Origin of the sequence: Parvibacter caecicola, assembly GCF_003725335.1 — a bacterium.
GTDB lineage: Bacteria > Actinomycetota > Coriobacteriia > Coriobacteriales > Eggerthellaceae > Parvibacter > Parvibacter caecicola.
The window spans coordinates 1-20,339 of record NZ_QIBY01000012.1 but is presented as its reverse complement, the minus strand read 5'-3'; the positions used below and the strand labels follow the sequence as shown (position 1 = coordinate 20,339).

The 20,339-nt window shown below is 58.3% G+C and carries 18 protein-coding genes and 1 tRNA gene; 8 read left to right on the top strand and 11 right to left on the bottom strand.

Annotated features, from left to right (window positions below):
• Window positions 1-40: 40 nt before the first annotated feature.
• The 6 genes from DMP11_RS07290 to DMP11_RS07265 all read right to left on the bottom strand — a co-directional run bounded on the left by DMP11_RS07290 (window position 41) and on the right by DMP11_RS07265 (window position 6,278).
• Window positions 41-2,548 carry a VirB4-like conjugal transfer ATPase, CD1110 family gene (locus DMP11_RS07290; RefSeq protein WP_214646982.1) on the bottom strand — a complete coding sequence of 836 codons (2,508 nt, stop codon included), beginning with the start codon at window positions 2,546-2,548 and terminating at the stop codon, window positions 41-43.
• A complete protein-coding gene (locus tag DMP11_RS07285) occupies window positions 2,532-2,939 on the bottom strand; it encodes a PrgI family protein (RefSeq protein WP_123185844.1) in 408 nt (135 codons plus the stop codon). The genes DMP11_RS07290 and DMP11_RS07285 overlap by 17 nt, the downstream gene beginning before the upstream one ends.
• A 9-nt stretch (window positions 2,940-2,948) precedes the next feature.
• Window positions 2,949-3,164: a hypothetical protein gene (locus tag DMP11_RS07280; protein ID WP_016310179.1), complete on the bottom strand. Its 216-nt coding sequence runs from the start codon at window positions 3,162-3,164 to the stop codon at window positions 2,949-2,951.
• Window positions 3,165-3,354: 190 nt separating this feature from the next.
• Window positions 3,355-5,205, bottom strand: coding sequence for a VirD4-like conjugal transfer protein, CD1115 family (locus DMP11_RS07275; RefSeq protein ID WP_123185843.1), 1,851 nt, complete (start codon window positions 5,203-5,205; stop codon window positions 3,355-3,357).
• Window positions 5,202-5,783, bottom strand: a complete 582-nt coding sequence (locus tag DMP11_RS07270) for a hypothetical protein (RefSeq protein ID WP_123185842.1) — start codon at window positions 5,781-5,783, stop codon at window positions 5,202-5,204. Before DMP11_RS07270 ends, DMP11_RS07275 begins: the two co-directional genes overlap by 4 nt.
• Window positions 5,784-5,960: 177 nt before the next feature.
• On the bottom strand, window positions 5,961-6,278 hold the full coding sequence (locus tag DMP11_RS07265) for a helix-turn-helix domain-containing protein (protein ID WP_051191216.1): 318 nt from the start codon (window positions 6,276-6,278) through the stop codon (window positions 5,961-5,963).
• Window positions 6,279-6,676: 398 nt separating this feature from the next.
• On the opposite strand from DMP11_RS07265, the gene DMP11_RS07260 reads away from it, so the two are divergent.
• Window positions 6,677-7,435: a response regulator transcription factor gene (locus tag DMP11_RS07260; protein WP_183621453.1), complete on the top strand. Its 759-nt coding sequence runs from the start codon at window positions 6,677-6,679 to the stop codon at window positions 7,433-7,435.
• A complete protein-coding gene (locus DMP11_RS07255) occupies window positions 7,425-8,957 on the top strand; it encodes a sensor histidine kinase (protein ID WP_123185841.1) in 1,533 nt (510 codons plus the stop codon). Before DMP11_RS07260 ends, DMP11_RS07255 begins: the two co-directional genes overlap by 11 nt.
• An 11-nt stretch (window positions 8,958-8,968) precedes the next feature.
• Here the strand turns inward: DMP11_RS07255 and vanX are convergent, their stop codons facing one another.
• The 4 genes from vanX to DMP11_RS07235 are packed head-to-tail and all read right to left on the bottom strand — an operon-like array spanning window position 8,969 to window position 12,607.
• The gene (vanX, locus tag DMP11_RS07250) at window positions 8,969-9,577 is read right to left on the bottom strand and encodes a D-Ala-D-Ala dipeptidase VanX (RefSeq protein ID WP_123185879.1); all 609 of its coding nucleotides are present in this window, start codon (window positions 9,575-9,577) and stop codon (window positions 8,969-8,971) included.
• A gap of 2 nt (window positions 9,578-9,579) precedes the next feature.
• Window positions 9,580-10,611, bottom strand: coding sequence for a D-alanine--D-alanine ligase family protein (locus DMP11_RS07245; protein ID WP_123185840.1), 1,032 nt, complete (start codon window positions 10,609-10,611; stop codon window positions 9,580-9,582).
• Window positions 10,604-11,557, bottom strand: coding sequence for an NAD(P)-dependent oxidoreductase (locus DMP11_RS07240; RefSeq protein WP_123185839.1), 954 nt, complete (start codon window positions 11,555-11,557; stop codon window positions 10,604-10,606). The genes DMP11_RS07245 and DMP11_RS07240 overlap by 8 nt, the downstream gene beginning before the upstream one ends.
• Before the next feature lie 15 nt (window positions 11,558-11,572).
• Complete coding sequence (locus DMP11_RS07235) at window positions 11,573-12,607, bottom strand: D-alanyl-D-alanine carboxypeptidase family protein (protein WP_123185838.1); 1,035 nt, start codon at window positions 12,605-12,607, stop codon at window positions 11,573-11,575.
• A gap of 596 nt (window positions 12,608-13,203) precedes the next feature.
• Between DMP11_RS07235 and DMP11_RS07230 the strand changes: the two genes are divergently transcribed.
• The 4 genes from DMP11_RS07230 to DMP11_RS07215 all read left to right on the top strand — a co-directional run bounded on the left by DMP11_RS07230 (window position 13,204) and on the right by DMP11_RS07215 (window position 15,648).
• Window positions 13,204-13,509, top strand: coding sequence for a helix-turn-helix domain-containing protein (locus tag DMP11_RS07230; protein WP_123185837.1), 306 nt, complete (start codon window positions 13,204-13,206; stop codon window positions 13,507-13,509).
• Complete coding sequence (locus tag DMP11_RS07225) at window positions 13,478-14,863, top strand: site-specific integrase (protein WP_123185836.1); 1,386 nt, start codon at window positions 13,478-13,480, stop codon at window positions 14,861-14,863. The genes DMP11_RS07230 and DMP11_RS07225 overlap by 32 nt, the downstream gene beginning before the upstream one ends.
• Window positions 14,864-14,925: 62 nt before the next feature.
• Window positions 14,926-14,999, top strand: a tRNA-Gly gene (locus DMP11_RS07220).
• A 400-nt stretch (window positions 15,000-15,399) separates the two neighbouring features.
• Window positions 15,400-15,648, top strand: a complete 249-nt coding sequence (locus DMP11_RS07215) for a glutathione S-transferase N-terminal domain-containing protein (RefSeq protein ID WP_123185835.1) — start codon at window positions 15,400-15,402, stop codon at window positions 15,646-15,648.
• Window positions 15,649-15,780: 132 nt separating this feature from the next.
• Here the strand turns inward: DMP11_RS07215 and DMP11_RS07210 are convergent, their stop codons facing one another.
• Window positions 15,781-17,202 (bottom strand): PucR family transcriptional regulator, encoded by a 1,422-nt coding sequence (locus DMP11_RS07210; protein ID WP_136846157.1) that lies wholly within the window; start codon window positions 17,200-17,202, stop codon window positions 15,781-15,783.
• A gap of 580 nt (window positions 17,203-17,782) precedes the next feature.
• Between DMP11_RS07210 and arcA the strand changes: the two genes are divergently transcribed.
• Together arcA and argF are read left to right on the top strand one after the other, a co-directional pair.
• Window positions 17,783-19,000: an arginine deiminase gene (arcA, locus tag DMP11_RS07205; protein ID WP_123185833.1), complete on the top strand. Its 1,218-nt coding sequence runs from the start codon at window positions 17,783-17,785 to the stop codon at window positions 18,998-19,000.
• A 95-nt stretch (window positions 19,001-19,095) separates the two neighbouring features.
• Window positions 19,096-20,091 (top strand): ornithine carbamoyltransferase, encoded by a 996-nt coding sequence (gene argF, locus DMP11_RS07200; protein WP_123185832.1) that lies wholly within the window; start codon window positions 19,096-19,098, stop codon window positions 20,089-20,091.
• The last annotated feature ends 248 nt before the right edge of the window (window positions 20,092-20,339 follow it).

Sequence of the window (20,339 nt, the reverse complement as noted above, 5' to 3'; positions counted from 1 at the left end):
GTGGCCGTGGCGGGCGCCTGCGCACCCTTGGCTAGATGCGTCACTGGTCAGCGCCCTTTCGGCGGCGGGCCCTCTTGGCGAAGTCGCTCTCGCGCTTCTTGGCGGCTATCTCCTCCGGCTTGGTGTTGAACAGCTCGTAGAGCTTGCCCTTCGGGAAGTCGTCCTTCAAGGGGACGCGGGCACCGCCCGCGATGAGCAGCCCCTCTCCCGCGCGCACGGACTCGTCGATGTAGGAGGACTCCTGGGCGCTCATGTCGAGGAGTTCTGCCCAGGCGCGGCGGTCGAGCGGGGACTGCTTGTGCAAGAGCACGAAGTCGGAGTTCAGCACCATGTTCCTGGCCTCCTCGTGGTCGAGCATGTAGACGCTGTTCTGCGTGATGCCCGTGGCGATGAGGTTGAACTTGCGGCCCTCCGCCCAGTATTTCGAGAAGTAGCTGATGATGGCGGGGTGCCCGAACAGCGACTGCACCTCGTCGATGTAGAGCCAGGTCGTGATGCCGCGCTCGTAGTTGTAGTACATGCGGTTTCGGACGCTCTCAAGGACGGCGATGATGCCGAAGGCGCGCATGTTCTCGGAGAGGTCCTTGAAGTCGATGTTGGTGATGCGCCTCTCGAAGCCCACGTTTGAGGGATGGTTGAAGAACGACAGCGCGCCTTCGACGTAGCGCTCGTAGCGAAGCGCGATGTCCCGGGCCTCCGGCTCGGGCTGCTCCTTCAGGATGCGGTGGAAGTCGCCGAGCAGCGGGTCGCGCCCCGTCTCGGCCGCCTCGCGGTAGGCCGCCTCCACGCACCGGCTGATGATGGACTTGTCGGCCTCGGGAAGGCCCTCGGCCCCCTCCGCCATGGTCGCGGAGGACAGCGCCAGGAAGGCGTCGATCTTGAAGGCCATCTGCGCCGAGGGTGACTGGTGCGCCACGTCGGCCAGGTCGAAGGGGTTGAGGTGGGTGTCCGAATCGGGCGCGAACCTGATGGACTCGCCTCCGTTGGCGACGACCACCGGCGAGTACTCGCCAGCGGGGTCGAGGATGATGATCTCGTCATCGGGGTAAGCGAGGATGGTGTTCTCAATCTCGCGCTTGACGGAGAACGACTTGCCGCTTCCGGGCTTGCCCGCGACGAAGCCCATGGGGCTCGCCAGGCGCTTGCGGTTGCAGAGCACGAGGTTGGAGGACTGCTTGTTCTGACCGTAGTAGCCGCCGCCCGTCTGCGCGAGCTCCTGGGTCGCGAAGGGCATCTGTATGGCGACCTGCGCGGTCGTCATCATGCGGGAGACCTCCACGTGGTTGTGCCCGAGCGGCAGCACCGAGTTCAGGCCCTCGCGCTGCCGGAAGTCGAGCGCGTCGGCCTCGATGGAGTTTCGGCGCGCGGTCGATACGATCTGCATCACCTGGTCGTCCAGCTGCTCGCGCGTGGACGCGTAGGTGTAGACGAGGCCCGTGTAGACGTAGAGGCGCTGGTTGCGGTTCTGCAGGTGGTCGAGGAGGTCTTCGGCCTCCTCCTTGGAGTACTTGAGCTCGGAGGGGAGGATCTGGAAGTCGTAGCCCTTCTTCACCGCGCTCATCTGCTCGTCGATTATCTCCTTGTCCATCCACGCGATGCGCTTCTTCACGAAGGCGACGGCTTTTGACTTGTCCATGGCCTGCACGTGGATGGAGATGGCGAGCGGGATGGGAAGGTCGATGATGTCGGCCAGGCAGCGGTCCGAGAGCTCGCTTCCGAAGCGGTTGATCGAGAGCACCTGGCCCCACGTGTCCTCGGTCTTGAAGCAGGTGCCCGAGCCCTCCGGTTTGAAATCGAGGGACGCCGGGCAGATGAGGTCCTTGCTCGTGAGGCCGCCGGTCGCGCCCACCGCCTCCCAGGAGAACAGGTTGGGCTTGCCGGGACGAAGAAGCCCGTGGATGGCGTCGAGCCGTTCCTCGCCGGAAAGCGGTCTGCTCGCGCTGCGCATCTTGGCGAGCGTCTGCTCCGCGTCGGTCCTCATGCGGGCGAGCTTGGGGATGGCCTCCTCGATGCTCGCGGCACCGACGGAGAACGTGAGGTAGCGCTCGCGCACGAGGTTCGACACGCCCTCGCGCATCTTGTCGTTGAGGATGCGGTTGTACTCCTCCGCATAGGCCGCCGTCGCGGGGTCGCTCGCGTCGAAGAAGCGCTTGCGGCCGATGAGGTCGGCGGGGATGGGGCGGTTCACGACGGCGAGCTGCACGCAGCTTTCCGCGCCGAAGTAGTCGAACAGCTGGCACCACCCGCTGAATATGGCCTGCTGCGCCTCCTCGCGCGCCGACTGGTAGCTGATGTCGTCGAAGGCGAGGGTCTGGCTGAACAGGCCTTCCTCGACCTGCGCGATGCCGTTCTCGTACATGAGGTCGAAGCCCACGGCCCCGTAGACGTCTCGGGCCGCGCGGCGGCGCTTGCGCTTCTCCGCCATCTGGTCGGTGAGCTCGCGCTCCTGCTCCGCCATGCGGCGCCCCAGGGACTTGGAGCGCTTGGGGGCCGAGCCGGGCCTCACGAGAGCCTTCTGCTCGTTCTGGTTGCTAGAGTTCCTTGACATGCCGCTCCGCCCCCTTCCGCTTGGAGGCGCGGCGCGCGCGACGGTCGACCTTCGGGCAGCCGATGGGGCCGGCGATGGACGTTAGGTGCGAGCCCGTGGCATAGACGAGCTTGCCATTGCCGAGGACATGCTCTGCGAACAGCGGCATGAACTTCTCGGGAACGAGGCCCTTCGGCCGCCAGAAGCCGAGCAGCCAGAACGGCATGGAGGCCGCCATGACGGGAAGCGTCATGGCGTCCACGGAAACGCCGAGGCCGACGTTCGCCACTGCGGCGACAGCCACGGCCGTGACGAGCCCTCCTGCGGTGCAGGCGAGCGTGCGGGCGGAGAGCTTGCCCACCACCTTCTCGGTGTACTCGCCGATGTCCTTGTGCACGGATACGCTCAACATGGCCGCCCCTTATGCCGGGAGCCAGCTCGTGTCGAGCATTCCGAAGTACACGGCGGCCGCGATGATGATGCCGCCGCCTGCGATGGTCGAGATGGCGCTCGCGATCTGCGCGCCGCCCTGCTGCTCGCGGATGGCGAGGCCCAGCGACACCGCGCCCCAGACGACGAGGAAGCCGCCCAGGAACGTCACGCATCCCGAGACGAGGTTGATGATGTTTGCCAACATGGGGTCTGTTTCTCCTTTGCATCTTGCCGCGCGGCCGGGAATAGACCCTGGGAAGGGCCGCGCTGTCGTTTAGAATCTTTGCCGGGGACGGGTCGCGCCCCGTCTCCTTTGCATCGCGGCGGCCAACGCGCTTCGGGTTGGGAAGCCCGGAGGGCGATCCTCGGCACCGTAGGGTGCGGCCGCCGCACCATCACCTCTCCTGCATCCTCCTTTCTGCGTACTCCGCGAAGTCGAAGGGGCGGTCGAATGCCGCGCCCTCGTGCCCCGGGTAGACCGAGTGCCACCTGGGGTGGGCGGTGATGTCGTACTTCTTGTCCTTGAGGGGGTCCGTGCCCGCTATGAGCACGATGGCCTCGTCGCGCGGCAGCTTCGCCACCTCGGCGGGCTGCATGAGGTCGCGCTCGATGGTGTTCCAGTTGCGCGTCGATGAGGAGGACTGCCCACGGCTCTCGTTCCAGGTGATCGTGGCGACGGTCTCCTTGCCGATGGATTCGGCGATCTCCTTCACCGTGTCGGTGGACTTGCCGCCTAAGAACAGCGTCGTGTCGCAGCAGTCGATGATCGTGGCCGCGTCGTCCTTGTAGGCGGACTTCAGCTGGGAGAGGGATTGGAGACCGAATGCCATCGAGATGTTGCGGCTTCGCACCACGGCCACCATCTTCTCCACGTCGGGGAGCCGCCCGATGTTGGCGAACTCGTCCATGAGCATCACCACGGGCACAGGCAGCGCCCCGCCATAGCGCTTGATGGCGCGCTTGCACAGGATGTTCATGGCCTGCCACATCATGATGGCGAAGAGGAAAGAGTAGAGAGAGGAGGTGTCCGACATGACCGCGAAGACGGCGCGGCGCTCACCCTCGTCGCCGAGGCGATCCAGCTCCATCTCGTCGTAGCTCACAAGCTCGCGCACCTGCGGTATGGCGAAGGGCTCCATGCGCGTGTTGCAGGACACGAGGATCGATTTCAGGGTCTTACCTGCAGCGTCCTTGAACATCTTGTAGTGCAGAAGGCAGAAGTCGGCGTCCACGGGGGTCGGCTCGGACACGCGCACCCACCTGTGAGCTCCCGCATCGGGTCGGTACGACACGCGACGCGTGGGGTCGAAGGGCTCCTCTTGCGCGCCGGCCGCCTTCACGTAGCGCATGCCCGTCTCCACCTCCTCGAAGAGGAGGTCGAGCGGGCTTCTGTAGTCCTCGTCGGACTCCTTGGCCTTCGCGAGCGAGAGCAGCGTCACGAGTCCCGACAGAGACCGGTCCTCGGGCGGGCAGTGATAGACGAGGTATCCGATAAGCGCCACATAGAGCAGCCGCTCGGCGTTCTCCCAGAAGGGATCGCCCGCGTGCTCCCTGTCGCCCGTGGTGTTGTCGATGAGGCAGGTGACGAACTCAAGGATGTCCGCCTCGTCCCGGATGTACGCGATGGGGTTGTAGTGGAGGGACTTCGAGAAGTCCACGGTGTTGAAGGAGAGCACATTGTAGCCTGACCGATCGAGCATGTGGCCCAGGCGCGGAAGCGACTCTCCCTTGGGGTCGGTGATGAGGTAGTTCGCCGACATCTGCATGACGTTGGGCTCGAAGAACCCGCGCGTCTTGCCAGAGCCGGAGCCGCCCACGACAAGCACGTTTCGGTTTCGCTCGTACCTACGGTCGTGATCGGGTCGGCTCATGGCCATCCCGAAGTGCTCCGTGAGGATGATGTTGTCGAAGGTATCCTCGGTGTTCATGAATCTACGGCCGCCTCGCACGGTGCCCCAGCAGGCGGATCCGTGCTCTTCGCCTTGGCGCTGGGCGGTCCCGTGGGTGAGGGACCACGCCCAAGCGCACCAGACAGAACAGGCGGCCACAAGCCCCGTCGCGAGCGCGGCAGCCTCGAGCGAGAGGGGGCCGTGGCCTATGAGATAGGAGGGAAGATGGGAAAACGCTGCGGTTAGGTTAGAGATGGGGTTGCCGGGAAGCGACAGTAGGCAGGCGGTGTATGCGTTCGCAGCGAGGAAGGATATGACCGAGAGGGCCGCCGCCCAGATGATGCCTACCGCTGTCACTTCGCCCGCATCTCCTGGAAGCGGGGTTCTTTCGAGAGAGCCTTGGTGGTGGACCTCTCGGCCTCAAGGGCCGCCGATGCCTCTCGCGCATCCTCGGCTCGCTCGTCGAGCGTGCGGTCGTCGCGGTCGCGGGAAGGCTCCTTCTCGTGCTGCTCTCTGATCTTCTCGGCAGCTTTAGCGCAGGCGTCGTCGGTCTCGCGCGAGAGCTCGTCGAACGACTGCCACACTTCCTTCGCGTCCGCGATGCGGAACAGGAGGTATTCCTTGCCGGTCTCCGGGTCGGGGAACCAGGCCGAGCTGACGCTGTGCGCGGCGAGCCTGTCCTCGATGATTCCCTTGATCGCGCCATAGTCCTCGATTCCCTGGAACTCCTGCATGTCGAGCTTTGCCCATTCGGGGGCGTCGCCTTCGGGCATACGATCGCCCGTCAGTTCCTGCGCGGAGCGGGTGGCGTTCTGGAACGCCCTCTGCATCTGCGCCGCCCGGGCATACATCGCCCGCTCCCCCATGCGCTCGCCGAAGCGCATGAAGTCGTCTATCATCTTGCTTCCGGCCTCGTCGCCGTAGTCGCTCGCCATGTCCTGAGCCTTCCTTCCCGAATGCGGGAAGGGGCCTCCCGCACGGCTATCGAATCAAGTGATTGCTTCCGATCAGCTGTGGGGATGGCGATGGCGCGAGGGTGGAGATGGGGGCAATGCACAGCGAAGCCGCGCTCTGATACGCAGCATCACGATGGGTCGTCCCCTTGTATGCGCTTAGCGGGTGCAGAGTTCTTCCCCTCTTCTAGATTGAGGAAGCAGACCGCAAAGTCCACTCCCGTAGTCTTCGATAACTTTCTTGCGGCGGTAAGAGAGCTCTTCCCTCATTTCGCTGGTGAGGAAGAATCCCATGTCTACATTCATGACGACGCAGAGCCGTATGAACTCATCTGCCCTCATCTGACGCTGCCCGTCGAGAATGTACCACAGTCGTTTTCGATCGATGGAGGATCGCCGTGCGAGTTCTGCGACGCTGATGCCGCATGCTTCTCGCACCGCCTCCATTCGTATTGCAACTAGTTTTGCGTGGTCCATCCTCTAGTTTCGCCTGCCGTTTGCTACATGCTCGCATTGTCTGACTTTCGTACTGTTTGTGAGGCTAAGCGAGGAACCCATTTCCAGAAACCCTGTTGTCCTAAAACAGGTCGATGCGTTCCTAAATTAGGACTCCAGAAGAGCCATTCCGTGGCTTTGCCGCAAGCGCTCCCTCTCGATCGCGCGAAGACTCGACCCGTTCAAATGCCTTGCGTCTACCTCGAAGAGAATCACGCTATCTTCGATGCTAGAACTGCCACGGGTTTTCTGTCTCTTGACGTTTCCTTTCATTTGCATTTGCAAGACCTTATGTTTTTCTTACTTACCCTCAGTTGGGACGCAAGCGAAAACAACAGATATTAGAATGTATCTAAGCTGAGCAGAGAGGGATTTCCATCTTGAGAGATGCAGATGGCACAGACGCGCGAATCCTTGTGGTGGATGACGAGAAGGCAATTGTCGAGTTGCTGACATCGCTCCTCTCCTGCGAAGGGTTCCAGGTGCTTCCGTTCACGAAGCCTCTCGAAGCGCTTCTGGCGTGTTCGCAAGAAGGGTTCGACCTCGCCATCGTTGACCTCATGATGCCGGAGATGAATGGCTTCGAGCTCTGCTCGAAGATGAGAATGATCACCACCGCGCCAATCCTGTTCCTTTCAGCGAAGGACGGCGAAACCGACCAAGTGGCCGGTCTTACGCTCGGCGCCGATGACTACATCACCAAGCCCTTCAAGCCCCGTGAACTTGTAGCGCGCGTAAAAGCACACCTCCGGAGAGTCGATTACAACTCCGGAACACCCAGAGCGCTTTGCCGCAAGTCAGACATCGAAATCAATCGAAGGAGTCACGAGGCATTCCTTCTCGGAGAGCAGCTAACGCTGACACCGAAAGAGTTTGGCGTCCTTGAACTTCTCGTAAGGCGGGCGGGTGAGCCTATTTCGGGCGAGGAAATCTTTGAGAGCGTCTGGAAGGAGAGGTACGACTCTTCGGGGGCCAATTCCGTAATGGTGCACATTCGCCACCTGAGGGAAAAGCTATCCGAGATCGACTCATCGCGTGAGTACATCAAAACTGTATGGGGCGTCGGCTACAAACTGATCGTTTCTACCGCACCTCATCAGGAAACGCCTTCAAGCGAAGCGGATCCCGATGAAGCCTAACAAAAGCGCCCAGTCCCGAGCGCTCAGGCGGCGGTATACCGTGCATTTTCTATTAACGCTGCTGGCGTATACGGCTGTGTTCTGCTCAGCAATGGTGATTTTGAACATCACAATCGTCCCCAAGATCGCGGACTGGATATTTGAAACCACCAGTGATGACGTGTACATCGATCCTGCAAATTATCTTGAAGAGTTTTCGACCGAAGAACTCCTGATTGACCTGCTCGAATCGTACAAAGACAATGGAACGCGCTACACGCTTCTGTGGGCCGCGCCAGAATACCAAGAGTTGCTGAGCGAAGCTGGCATTCAGACAGATGACCCTCAACGGGAAAGAGACGCGGATCTGGAATTCTCTATCGACGACCAATACCCCAACAACCTCGTAGGTGAAGTTCGCTTGAGTTCGATGGGGTTTGGTTCAAACGCTTACGAGACAACCGTGATAGAGCTTACGCCGATGTATTTGGCCTACTCCATGGCGACCAGGGAGGCACAGGCCATCGAAGATAGGGGCGGGGATTGGAAATGGGAGCAACTGAGCACCAAGGAAGAGACTCCGTTTCACCCCTTCATCCTCCGCAACACTACTTTCTACAACACCGCAAGAACGCTCAAGATTCCTTGTGCGATCCTCTTGTATCTGCTCGGATGCCTAGTGATTTCCCTTATGGAAGTGAGGCGAGCGCTAAGCTACTTTGATGAGCTGTCTTCGGCGGTTGTCAGCCTGATAACCGATAAGCTCAAGCCGATTAGGCTCACGAAAGACCTCTCGATTGCGCAAGACGAACTCAACCATATACGAGAAGAATCGGCGGCAAGCGAAAGAGCTGCGGAAGCTGCGCAGAAACGGAATAACGAGCTCGTAGCCTATTTAGCGCACGACATACGCACGCCTCTTACCTCGGTTATCGGGTTTCTGTCTATGGTGAACGGGGACGAGCGCATGCCGAAGGACTTGCAACGGTTCGTCTACCTGGCCTCCCAAAAGGCAGACAGCCTTCAGCTTTTGGTCGATGAGTTTTTTGACATCACCCGATTCAATGCACAATCGATCTCTATTGAACGGTCGCAGGTTGGCGTTATGTTCCTCCTCCAACAGCTTGCTGATGAGTTTTACCCTCAGGCCAAGGAGAGCAACGTCCAAATTGTCGTCACGGCTCCAGAAGAAGGCAAGTTCTGCGTTGACGGAGAAAAGCTCGCTCGGGCTCTAGGCAATATCCTCAAGAATGCTTTGGCATATGCGGCGAGCGGCACAAAGCTCACGATAGCTGCTCGCAGCACCCAAGAGCATTGGGTGATCACCATAACGAATCAGGGCAGCGAAATCCCGACGGAGAACATCGAAAGGATATTCGAGAAATTCTACCGGGATGATGATGCTCGAAACACAAAAGCGGGCGGCGCTGGTCTTGGCCTCGCAATCGCGAAGGAGATCGTGCTTGCCCACAAAGGCGCCATCAGCGCGGTAAGCGAGCATGGCACAACCTCCTTCGTCGTCGAGCTACCCATCAACGAGTAACGCTTGCGAGCTCACGCAATACGAAAGTCGAAATAAGTGTCCGGATAGGGCTCATCCAACAAGGTATAGTGCCACCATTCGAGCTCATACGGCAAAAAACCGCTCCTCTCCATGATCAACCTAAGGTCGTCGCGGTTTCTGGATTCGGCCGCGATGATTCCGGCAGCGCCATGATGCGAACTTACGTCCATATAGTCGAAGCGGCCCCCCATATCCACCAACATGCCGGTCTCAAGACTGAACAGAGTGAGATCGATCGTTCCGCCCCTGCTATGCCCCGAACGCCTCGCCACGTAGCCCTGCTCCACGATCTCGGCCTTCTCAATGTTCGGATAGTGCTTGTCTTTCGTCAGCCCGTCTTCGGGACTAGACGCCCATCGGAGAAAGCAGTCAACGGCAATCTGCGGTCTATATCCATCCCAGAGAAGCAGGCCAAAGCCGAGCTCTCCAGCAACTCTTTGGGCCCGGCGCAAACCTTCCGCAAGCTGGCGCGTTCCCACAATACGATTAACGTCGTAGCCATCCACAGGGCACCCGATGAAGTTATCCCAAGTAGCATATTTCGCATCCCAACGGATTCCAGAAACACATTCGTCTATATACACGAAGTCGCGATTCATGTTCATGCACCTCGTTTTAGCGCCAAATTGATGAGGCAATCGATTAGATTGGCTAGCGACACGCCTGCCGCCTCCATCATGCGCGGATAGCGACTGTATGATGTGAGGCCGGGCATGGTGTTCACCTCGTTGAGGACAACGCGTCCGTCATCGCAGAGAAACATGTCCACACGCGCCAAGCCCTGACAGCCGAGCGCACGAAACGTGCTTGTTGCGACCTCTATCACGCGGTCATGGTCCTCCGGTGCAATTTCTGCGGGAACTCTGATCTCCGAGTTTTCAGACCCGCTCTCGGGGTCGCTCTCTTGATGGATGCGAAAGAACCCGTGACTGAGAACTATCTGATCGAGCTCTCCTACGACCAGATCAGAGCCTGTGCCCAACACTGCGCAGCCAACCTCACTCCCGCGAACTTCCCTTTCCACGAGAACTTTTTCGTCGAAGGCTGCGGCAGCTTCTACGGCTTTTCGGAAGTCACCATCCTGCTCGACCTTGCTTACCCCGAAAGATGATCCCGATCGTGCCGGCTTAACGAATACGGGCAAATCCATTGGAGCCGTGGGGCTTTCGGCACCACAGATCACATGCTCCGGCACCGCAACTCCCGCTTCCGAAGCAACTGCATAGGTGAGGGCCTTATCCAGGCAAATCGCTGATGAGGCGATGCCGCAACCGACATAGGGAATCCCGGCCAGTTCGAACAAGCCCTGAACGGCGCCGTCCTCGCCGTATCTGCCGTGCATGACAGGAAACGCGACATCTATGTTTTGTATGATGCATTGTCGCCTATCGGCAATCAGCAGGCCGCGCGTGTGCTTATCCGGCGAGAGGGCCACAGCCCTCAAGCGCTGTTCCTCCCAACCTAGACAAGGCCGCTCGCAAAGCTTCCATGCCCCGTCTCTCGTTATCCCAACATAGAACGGCTCGTATTTCTCCGTATCGATGTTCTTTGCCACGTTCATTGCAGACTTGACCGACACATCGTGCTCATCAGAGCATCCTCCGAACAGTATCAAAACCCTGAGCTTACTCATCTCTTCCTCCTTCTTTCCCATGCTCTCGACATTCCCTTAGGGCGCTTCTCGCCATATCCTCCATTGCGTGATCTGTGAAGTAGGCAACATGGGGAGTGATCACGACATTGGGCATCGCACGCAATGTCTCCAAATGTCTCAGCATCTCCTTGTTTTGGGACGGGTCATCGTTTTCTCCCTCCACCACATCAAGGGCAGCTCCTCCGAGTCGTCTTTCCTTTATCGCGTCCACAAGCGCCTCCGCTTCCACGAGTGCGCCGCGCCCCGTGTTGACGAGAATCGCTCCGGGTTTCATCGCGTCCATTTCTTTGCGACCGATCAAGTGATGGGTCTCTGCCGTGAGGGGAACATGCAGCGTGACCACATCACTTGAAGCGAGCAGCTCTTCGAGCGAAACGGAGGTGCTGGATTGCTCGCGATCGCATATCAGAACAGAGCAGCCAAAGCCTTCGAGTCTTTTCAAAACGGCATTTCCTATTCGGCCTGGGCCGATCACGCCGACAGTCATATCGCCGAGCTCCTTGCCGCACACGGCTGACTCCTGCGAGGTCTCGCGAGCGTTGCGGAATCCCGCTTTAACTCCCCGGAGGACCATGAGCATCAGCATGAGGGTGAAGTCTGCGACGCTGCCGGGAGAATAGGGGGAAGTCTTGATGGATATCTTCAGCCGGCGCGCTTCCTGGATGTCGATATGATCCGTACCTACGCTGCGCGTGATGACGCATTCCACGCCAGCCGCCTTGAGCGCCGAGAGTTCCATCTTTCCGATATTGGCCCTATGGCTCACGCTCACAATCGCAAAGTCTTTCGCGAAACATGCCAAATCCGGCGCGAACTCGTCTTCTACGAAGCGAATAGGTAGACGCTCGTTGCTGAAGGCTCGCTCGAACGCCTCGGCTTCATCGGGTAGGCCGCCATACATAACAAGACCGCTACGCGTTTTCATAGGTTTCCTTTCGTGCTAGCCAGGGATGGATTCGTACAAGTTGATGGCGTCCTGGAATCTCGACTCATCGCTCGAACCCATAACCACGCCTATGTAAATACGTCCTTCGATTTCAGCGGCGGACACGAGGCATGCCCCCGCGAGCGTTGTGCTTCCCGTCTTTATTCCTATAGCGCCCGGGAAGTAGTACGGGCTATCCGGGTCAATGAGCTGATTGGTGTTGCGGAAAGTCGCTTCCTCCCCGCTGGGCCATTGTTCGTGAGAGACAGGCGTGCTCACGATTTCGGCCAGTGTCGGATCTTCGAGGCACGCCTTTGCCAAAATGGCCAAATCGACGGCAGTGGTGTACTGTCCTTCGGCGTCGAAGCCGTCAGGAACAACGAAGTGCGAGCTTTCCGCCCCCAACGCAAACGCCTTCGCATTCACGCATTCCATGAACTCCCGTATTGCATCTTGCATAGGCAGATCGTTGTTGCCCGCCGCGGCTCTGCCCGCATGGACGGCGAGAGTGTAAGCGGCATCGTTTCCCGAAGGAAGCATGAGCGCGATAAGGAGCTGGCGAACCGTGAGAACATCCCCTCTTTCCAGCCATGCCCGCGACGACTCCTCGTTGATAAGGCCAATCTCCTTTCCCACCTCAACTTCTTTGTCGAGAGGCAAAAGGTCGATGGTCGTTAATGCCGTCGCCATTTTTGCTGTACTCGCAGGGGCAATCTTCTTGTCGCTGTCTCTCTCGAAAACTGTACGACCCGACTCCGCGTCAACCAGAAATACTTCCTTCGCTTCAACGGTTTTCGGAGGGCTATCTCCTTGGCCTGAGCAATAGGGGCCGCCGGCGTTGTCCCGCGCCTCTCTTACGTCGAACGCTTGCGATGCCAAAGGGATGGTGTTGGCGCTGGAGGCAGAGAGGAGCACGCCGGAAACAGCTGAGAGCAATGCACCGAGCAGAAGAACGATGGCGCACAGCTTCGCCGCACTCCTGCGGGAGCGGCCAGCGCGATACCTCGTCCGCCCTCTACCGTACGCCGTCGCATATCTTCTTGCTGCCAAGTTTAGTCACATCCTTGCTAGTCCCCTTGCATCTGAGTTCGCCAAGGGTCTCGACCGTAGGCCTAGGATAGAAAGGGGAATCGTCTTAACAACGCTGAGCGGGCCAAATATAAGAATCAGGATGGGGAAAGATAAGGTTTAGCCAAGGCTTCCTGAACGATCGTTAAGGCTGAAAGCCCTTACTCGCCGAATGCGACAAAGCTAAGACACTCGGGTATCGGAAGCGTCCTTTCCGGGTTTTCCGCAGCGGGCAGCATTGCAAGAGAGCAATCGCGTGCCTCTCTGGGAAGCGTCGTTTCTTCGGTGACGCTCGTATCGGGAACCGCTGTTCCCGTAATGAGACCAATCGACTCAATTCTTTGCAGCGGGAAGATAAGTTATCCAGGGTGCTTCATGTCGTTATCAGCAACAGGAGAAACACACGGAGCTCCACCGGACCTTGATAACTACATTGAGCGCTCATTTCGAGCTGCGTCACAACTGCACGCTCTGCGCAAGCATGCGTTCGGGGCTTTCGCATCGTTGTGGCGTTTATCAAAACACCGCATCATCGCGGTCAGCGACGCTGGCCGCCTCACATTCGAGAGGAGGCGACTATGAAGGAAACCTATGGCGAGATAGAGATAGACGAGGCACGACTCAAGGCGGCCGACCCGGACGGGCTGTACCTTTTCATGTTGGAGGACTACCCCTACATGATGACGCCCGACCACGTGGCCGCCTTCACGGGCACCACGAGTCAGGAGATACGAAAGCTCCTCGGTCGCGGGGAGATGCCGGGGTGCCGCATCGGCATCCGCTGGCTCGTGCCGAAGCTGGGGCTGCTCAACTACCTCTACAAGGATCGCCGCGAGAAAGAAGGCGATGCAAATGAAGAAGCTGCGATGCGACAAGCCCTATGACATCGACGAGGCCCGCAAGAGGAAGGGGCTCCCGCGCCGCAGGCGCAAGGACTCGCGCACCACGGCCTACGAGTTAACCATTCGCGTACCCGTTGAGTACCAGGTCTATTTCGATGGCAAGAAAAAGCTCACGCGCGTCGTCTTCGCGCTCAACAAGAAGGAAGACCTCAAATCGCAAGTCAAGTCCTTCGAGGAAGAGAAGAACTCCGAACTTGAGAGCAGGCTGGAAGTACGCGGCTGTAAGACCGCCGAGAGCGACGACCAAAATGATGAGTTATGCCGCACGCCAATCGGCGAATACGTCTATCGCTACATTGACATCCGCAGTAATGGTGCAGTGGGCAAAGAGACCATCAGAAACGAGAACAACTACGCCCGCTACATCAATGCAGCTATGGGCCATATCCCACTGTGCGACCTCACTTCGCGGGATGTGGAAGCGTGCCTTTTGGCGGTTCCAGACCTTTCACGCAAGTGGGCGGAAGAGAAAAGGGCAGCTCGGGAGGAGAATCGAAAGCAAGCAGACTGGTGCAAGAAGCATCACAAGAGGATGAAGCCATTGGCACCGATTAGAGTCGCCGGACCTGACCTTCAATCGAAGATTCTCAAGTTCTTGCGAGAAGTCCTTAACTACGCCGTAGAGAAAGAAGACATAGCCAAGAATGTGGCAAAGGCGAAGTTTCTGACCCGTCTCTTCAAAAAGAGCAAACCCCTCATTGACCCTCTCATGCCTGACGGGGCCGCCCGCTTCCTTGAGGCCATTGAAAGGCTTCCGATCGGGTTCTTGAAACTGGCTCTCCTGCTGCTTCTCAATACCGGCATGCGCCCCGAGGAGATGCAGGCGATCAGACCCGGCAATTTCATCTTCGACGAAGATGAAACCGTCGTTAAGATCACGAGCGTCGTGAAAGACAGAGGGACAAAGATCGTTGACTACCCGAAGTCAGATTCTTCGCGCCGCTCTGTTCCCATCGACGCCTACACAGCCGAGATGGCAAAACAGTGGATAGCGATGAAGAAGGCTCTTCTTGCGGAAGCAGGATTGAAGTTCACTATGAACACGCCGCTCATGGGGCCGCTTGACACTCCCTACACATACAGAACATTCCTCGTGTATTGGGAGGACTTCTGCTGCAAGGCTGGCTTCGAGAATGTACGTCCTTACGCCTTGCGTCACACCTTTGCCACCCTGAACCTTGCTAACGGTGAGAACATCAAGACGGTCTCTGTTCTTCTCGGGCATAAGAGCTCCGCTTACACTCTTGATCTCTATGCCGGTTATGTACCAATGACAGGAGTTGGGCTCGGTACGCGATACATGAGTTTCCTACGAGGGTTCGGCAAAGCCGCTTAGTGGATTATTCGTCTGGCCTATTCTCATTTACGCTTTGATTCAGTTATAATCCACTTTACATCGCGGGTGTAATTCAATGGTAGAATTCGAGCCTTCCAAGCTCGCAGCGCGGGTTCGATTCCCGTCACCCGCTCCAAAGAAACATCGTGGAAGCCGTCCTGCAGACGGCTTTCTTGCATCAGGAGCTCATTTGAAAAACTCCGTGTTTTTCCAGTATTTCTTCCAGTACGTTTGATAAAATGACAGCAGGTAAGCACTATGTTTACTAAATGAAGCGAGGTCAGACGGTATTTTTGAACGAGCTTGCGGTCAGGGATGGCAAGGGCCTTCCAAGCTGATGAGGCGGGTTCGATTCCCGTCGCCCGCTCCAACGCGTCTTCCGGCCAGGCTCATCCTGGCCGTTTTCGTTTCGGCCGCCCCTCGCTGCCGCCTTCCAATGGGCAATTACGGCTGAGAAACGGATGCTGCGGCGGGCGCGTGCCAGCCGTTAACCTTCGGACAAAAGAATTGGCGCTTCCCAGAGAGAGGAGCAACCGATGGCTTATTTGAGCGATTGCGTGCTGTACTACAAGAAAACCTGCCCCTACTGCCGCAAGGTGCTGGATTACATGGCCTCGGCCGGCGTCACCATGGATTTGCGCGACACCCGCCAGCCGGGCAGCGAGGACGACCTGGTGCGCATTGGCGGCATGAAGCAGGTGCCCTGCCTGGTGCACAACGGCCGCGCCCTGTACGAGTCAGACGACATCATCGAGTGGCTGCGGACCAATGCAGCAGGGAGGTAGTGCCGTCCCGGTGCGCCCGTTCCTTTTTTTGGCCCGCGCCGATTGCTAAGGTCGTAAGGCTCCTTCTCTGCGCAGGGCCGCAGGATGCTGCCCCTTTTCCACTGTTTCACATGTCGCTGCGTCCCCTCTGGCTTATTCGGCGATAAAATACAGCACGCGCAAGAAGATGCGAGTGTCGGCATCTTCCAGGGTTTCCCCCAGCAGTCTGCGTATCTTCTCCAGTCGATAGGCCAGTGTGTTCCGGTGCAGGTGCATCCGTTCGCATACGGCGCCCGAGCGGCACTCCTCCATCAAGAATACCCGCAGCAACTCATAGTCGGCGGTGCCGTGCTCCTCGTCGGCGCGCCTCAGTTTAAGCAGTGGGTTTTTTGCTACTGCCATCTGGGCGATTATTTTCGCACGGTCGGCGAAGGGGTCTAGCGCGAAGTAAGGGAAGTAACGACGGAATCGGAACACTACTTCGGCGAGGGAGTCGGAAACCGCGCCTGTGCAGTAGCGGCGGAAGTGCTTCTTTCCGTATTCCAGCGCTATGCGCGCTTGCTCTAGCCCGAACGCTGCATCTCCCAGGTAATCGAAGCGCTCTGAGAGTCCGATGTTCATCTTCAGATCTCGTGTAAGCTGAAACAGCGTTTTTTCCATGGCGTCTAGCTGTTCTCCTCTGCCCGGCTTTACATGCAAAAGCACGGTGAGGCGATTGCCGTCGAAGGTTACTTTCACCTCGGGCTCCAGCCCTATCACCCGTTTGGCCAGAAGCGACACACTGCCCGCCTGCCAAGTTTTATCGATGAGCATCACTTCAAAAATGCCGTCTACAGGCATCTGGTGCAGGGAGGCGTGTTCCTCCAGCGATGAGCGGCCGGGCACGTTGCCTTCCAGTATTTCCTTGAGGAAATAGGTGTATCGCTGTTCGAAGGGGTTTTCCCGGGCCCAATGGCGGGTAAGGCAGACGTCTATCTTCTTGGCCAAGATTTCGAACAAAAACCGCTGATAGGTATTGACTTCAGTGGGGGATACCATGATGAGCAGCGAGGCGAAGCGGTTGTGGCGGTAGAAGGGATGGTATAGGGCTGGGAAGCCGAATACCGTCTGGTCGGCGCTTTTGGCTGTGGTCCAGTCGAGCCGGCGGGAAGATTGGGAAAACCCCAGCTCTTGGATGTGGCGGATGGCGGTGGAGCTGAACCGACGGTGTTCTACGAAGTAGGCGCTCTCATCATCGATGGGAGCGTGGCGGGGAGTGGTGCATATGTAAGAGAAGGTGGCATCGCAGAGGGCCACAAACGATTGGAGCAAAGGTTCGCTGGCCCGTAGTAGGTCCACGTTCACGCAGTCTTGATCCAGTAGGTTATTCAGGTGGTCGTTCCACTGCATGATGGCTATCAGTTGCTGTTGAAGCTGGTCGGCCACGTAAGCGGGGGAGTGGTCGGTTACCGCCACCATATCGTCGCTGCCCACGGTGGCCGCGATGGTGTCGCGCAGTTGCCTGTCGGAATTGGATGGAATCAGGAACAAGGCGGGCTGTCCGCCGGTGAGCAGACTGGAGTCGTCGCTAACCATTAGCACCTCGTTGGCAGGGCTGCTATCCGTGGCGAAGGCGGAGACGGAGGTGATGAGGGTGTGGGGGTGCTTGGGTTCTTTTACGACCTCTATCCTTAAGGTGTAAAGCTTATTTGTAACAACGTCCAAGGGGAATTTCACTGGGGGCCTTCTTCCGTTTGCTTCCTGTAATCTTGGAATCGCCTGCTTGTAACTTTACAAAAAATGAAGGGCACAATTACCGAAAATATCAAATTATTCTGACAACTTTGCACATATTAAAATATTTTCAATCATCCTAGAATACTAATCACGTCGACGCGTGGTCCCCAATCTTCAAAACCTCATAGCACGGTAGTTTTCCAGGTGGTGTTTAGGCCCTTTTGGTTGTGCCTTTGCAAACCGGCTTGGTTCTTGCTGCTCAAAAGTACAGAAGCGAGGTTACATCCGGTTGTCGGCAACGCTCCAAAACGCTAAAACATTTTATGGGAGGCCCTTGTTGCGGGTGAGGAATGCGATGGTTTGAGGGGTGCCCGTTGGGGTTGTTTTACCGCAGGCATCAATCGTATTGGACTCAAGTTTTAAGGAATGGAGGCTTTCAATGGCTGGTGTGAACGTCAAAAGCGAGATCATGCCCCTCAAGAAGGTGCTGTTGCACCGTCCTGGGGACGAGTTGCTGAACCTGACGCCGAACACGTTGGAAGAGCTTCTGTTTGACGACATCCCGTTTTTGCAGGTGGCGCAAGCAGAGCACGACGCGTTCGCTGAGATTCTCCGCAACGAAGGCGTAGAGGTTGTCTACCTCGAAGATCTCATGGCGGAAGTTCTGGACCTGTATCCCGAGCTCCGTGAGAAGTTCTTGAAGCAGTTCATCTTTGAGGCCGGAATTCGTACTGATCGCTATCAGAAGATCATCTACGACTACCTTAACGACAACTACGTCACCAACAAAGAGCTGGTAATGAAGACGATGGCAGGCGTGAACCTGCAGGAGCTGCACACCGATAAAAGCAACTCCCTGGTTGACCTTGTGAGCGACGCCAGCAAGCTGGTCATCGCTCCGATGCCCAACCTGTACTTCACCCGCGACCCGTTCGCCATGATTGGCAACGGTGTGTCCATCAACCGCATGTACTCTGAAACCCGCAACCGCGAGACCATCTACGGCGAGTACATCTTCAAGTACCATCCGGACCTGCAGGATGTGCCGGAGTACTACAGCCGCTACAACACCTTCCACATCGAAGGCGGCGACATTCTGAATATCAACGACCACGTGCTGGCCATTGGTATTTCCCAGCGTACGGAACCTGATGCTATTGACCAGATCGCCAAGAACATCTTCCATTCCGATTCGCCCATCGACACCATTCTGGCGTTCAACATCCCGAATTCCCGTGCGTTCATGCACCTGGACACGGTGTTCACCCAGATTGACTACGACAAGTTCACCATCCATCCCGGCATCATGGGCCCGCTGACCGTGTTCGAGATCAAGCCCGAAGGCGAAGGCATCAAGGTGCGCGAGATCAACGAGCCGCTGGAGCAGATCCTGACCACCTATGTGGGTCGTCCGGTGAAGCTGATTCCCTGTGGCGGCGGCGACCGCATCGCGGCCGAGCGCGAGCAGTGGAACGACGGTTCCAACACCTTGTGCGTGCGTCCTGGCACCGTGGTGGTGTACCAGCGCAACGACGTTACCAACGCCGTGCTGCGCGAAGCCGGCCTGAACGTGCTGGAGATGCCCTCGGCCGAGCTGTCCCGCGGTCGTGGCGGCCCACGCTGCATGTCCATGCCGCTGTGGCGCGACGACGAATAACTTGTGGTTAATGGCTAGGCTCGCCCCCGGGCGGGCCTATGCCTGTTGAGAATGGCGCGTTTGCCTCAAAACCGCGCTTCGCGAAAGGAAAGAAAATGCCCGTGAATTTGAGTGGTCGCAGCTTTACCAAGCTGCTCGACTTCACCCCTGAGGAGATTAACTACCTGATCGACCTGTCCCAGAACTTCAAGGACATGAAGCGCGCTGGCGTGCCCCATCGTTACCTTGAGGGCAAGAACATCGTTCTTCTGTTCCAGAAGACTTCCACCCGTACCCGCTGCTCTTTCGAGGTTGCCGGTATGGACCTGGGCATGGGTGTGACCTACCTGGATCCCGGTAGCTCGCAGATGGGCAACAAGGAGTCCATCGAGGACACCGCTCGCGTGCTCGGCCGCTTCTACGACGGCATCGAGTTCCGCGGCTTCAAGCAGACCGATGTTGAAGAGCTGGCCGCCAAGGCCGGCGTGCCGGTATGGAACGGCCTTACCGACGAGTTCCATCCCACCCAGATGATTGCCGACATGCTGACGGTGAAGGAGAACTTCCCCACCGGCATCAAGGGCCTGAAGTTCGTGTTCTTCGGCGATCTTCGCAACAACATGGGCAACTCGCTGATGGTGGCCTGCTCCAAACTGGGCCTGCACTTCGTGGGCTGCGGCCCGAAGGACCTCATGCCCGAACAGGGGCTGGTGGACACCTGCAAGAAGCTGTGCGAAGAGTCCGGCGGTTCGGTTACCTTCACCGACGATCCGAAGGCTGCCGCCAAGGACGCCAACGTGCTCTACACCGACATTTGGGTGTCGATGGGCGAGCCGGCTGAGCTGTGGGCCAAGCGCATCGAGCTCTTGTCCCCGTTCCGCGTGACCAAGGAGCTCATGGCCCTGGCCGACAAGGACGCCATCTTCATGCACTGCCTGCCGTCGTTCCACGACACCAACACCACTATCGGCCAGGACATCGCCGACAAGTTCGGCATCACCGAGATGGAAGTGGCCGACGAGGTGTTCGAGTCGAAGCAGTCCCGCGTGTTCGATGAGGCCGAGAACCGCATGCACTCCATCAAGGCCATCATGTACGCAACCCTGCGTTAATCAGTATCTGTAGGTATTTCCAGCGGCGGGGTCCGAAGCGCCACCAAGGGCTCTGAGGGACCCCGCCCCTTTTAGAAAGAGGTGAAGCGCAATGCCTTACGCCAAAGGTTCGGGCAAAAGCGTGGTCATCGCCCTGGGCGGCAACGCGCTGGGCAACACGCCCCAGGAGCAGCTGGAGCTGGTGGCCAACACCGCCGTGCACATCGTGGACATGATCGCCGAGGGCATCAACGTGGTGGTTTCCCACG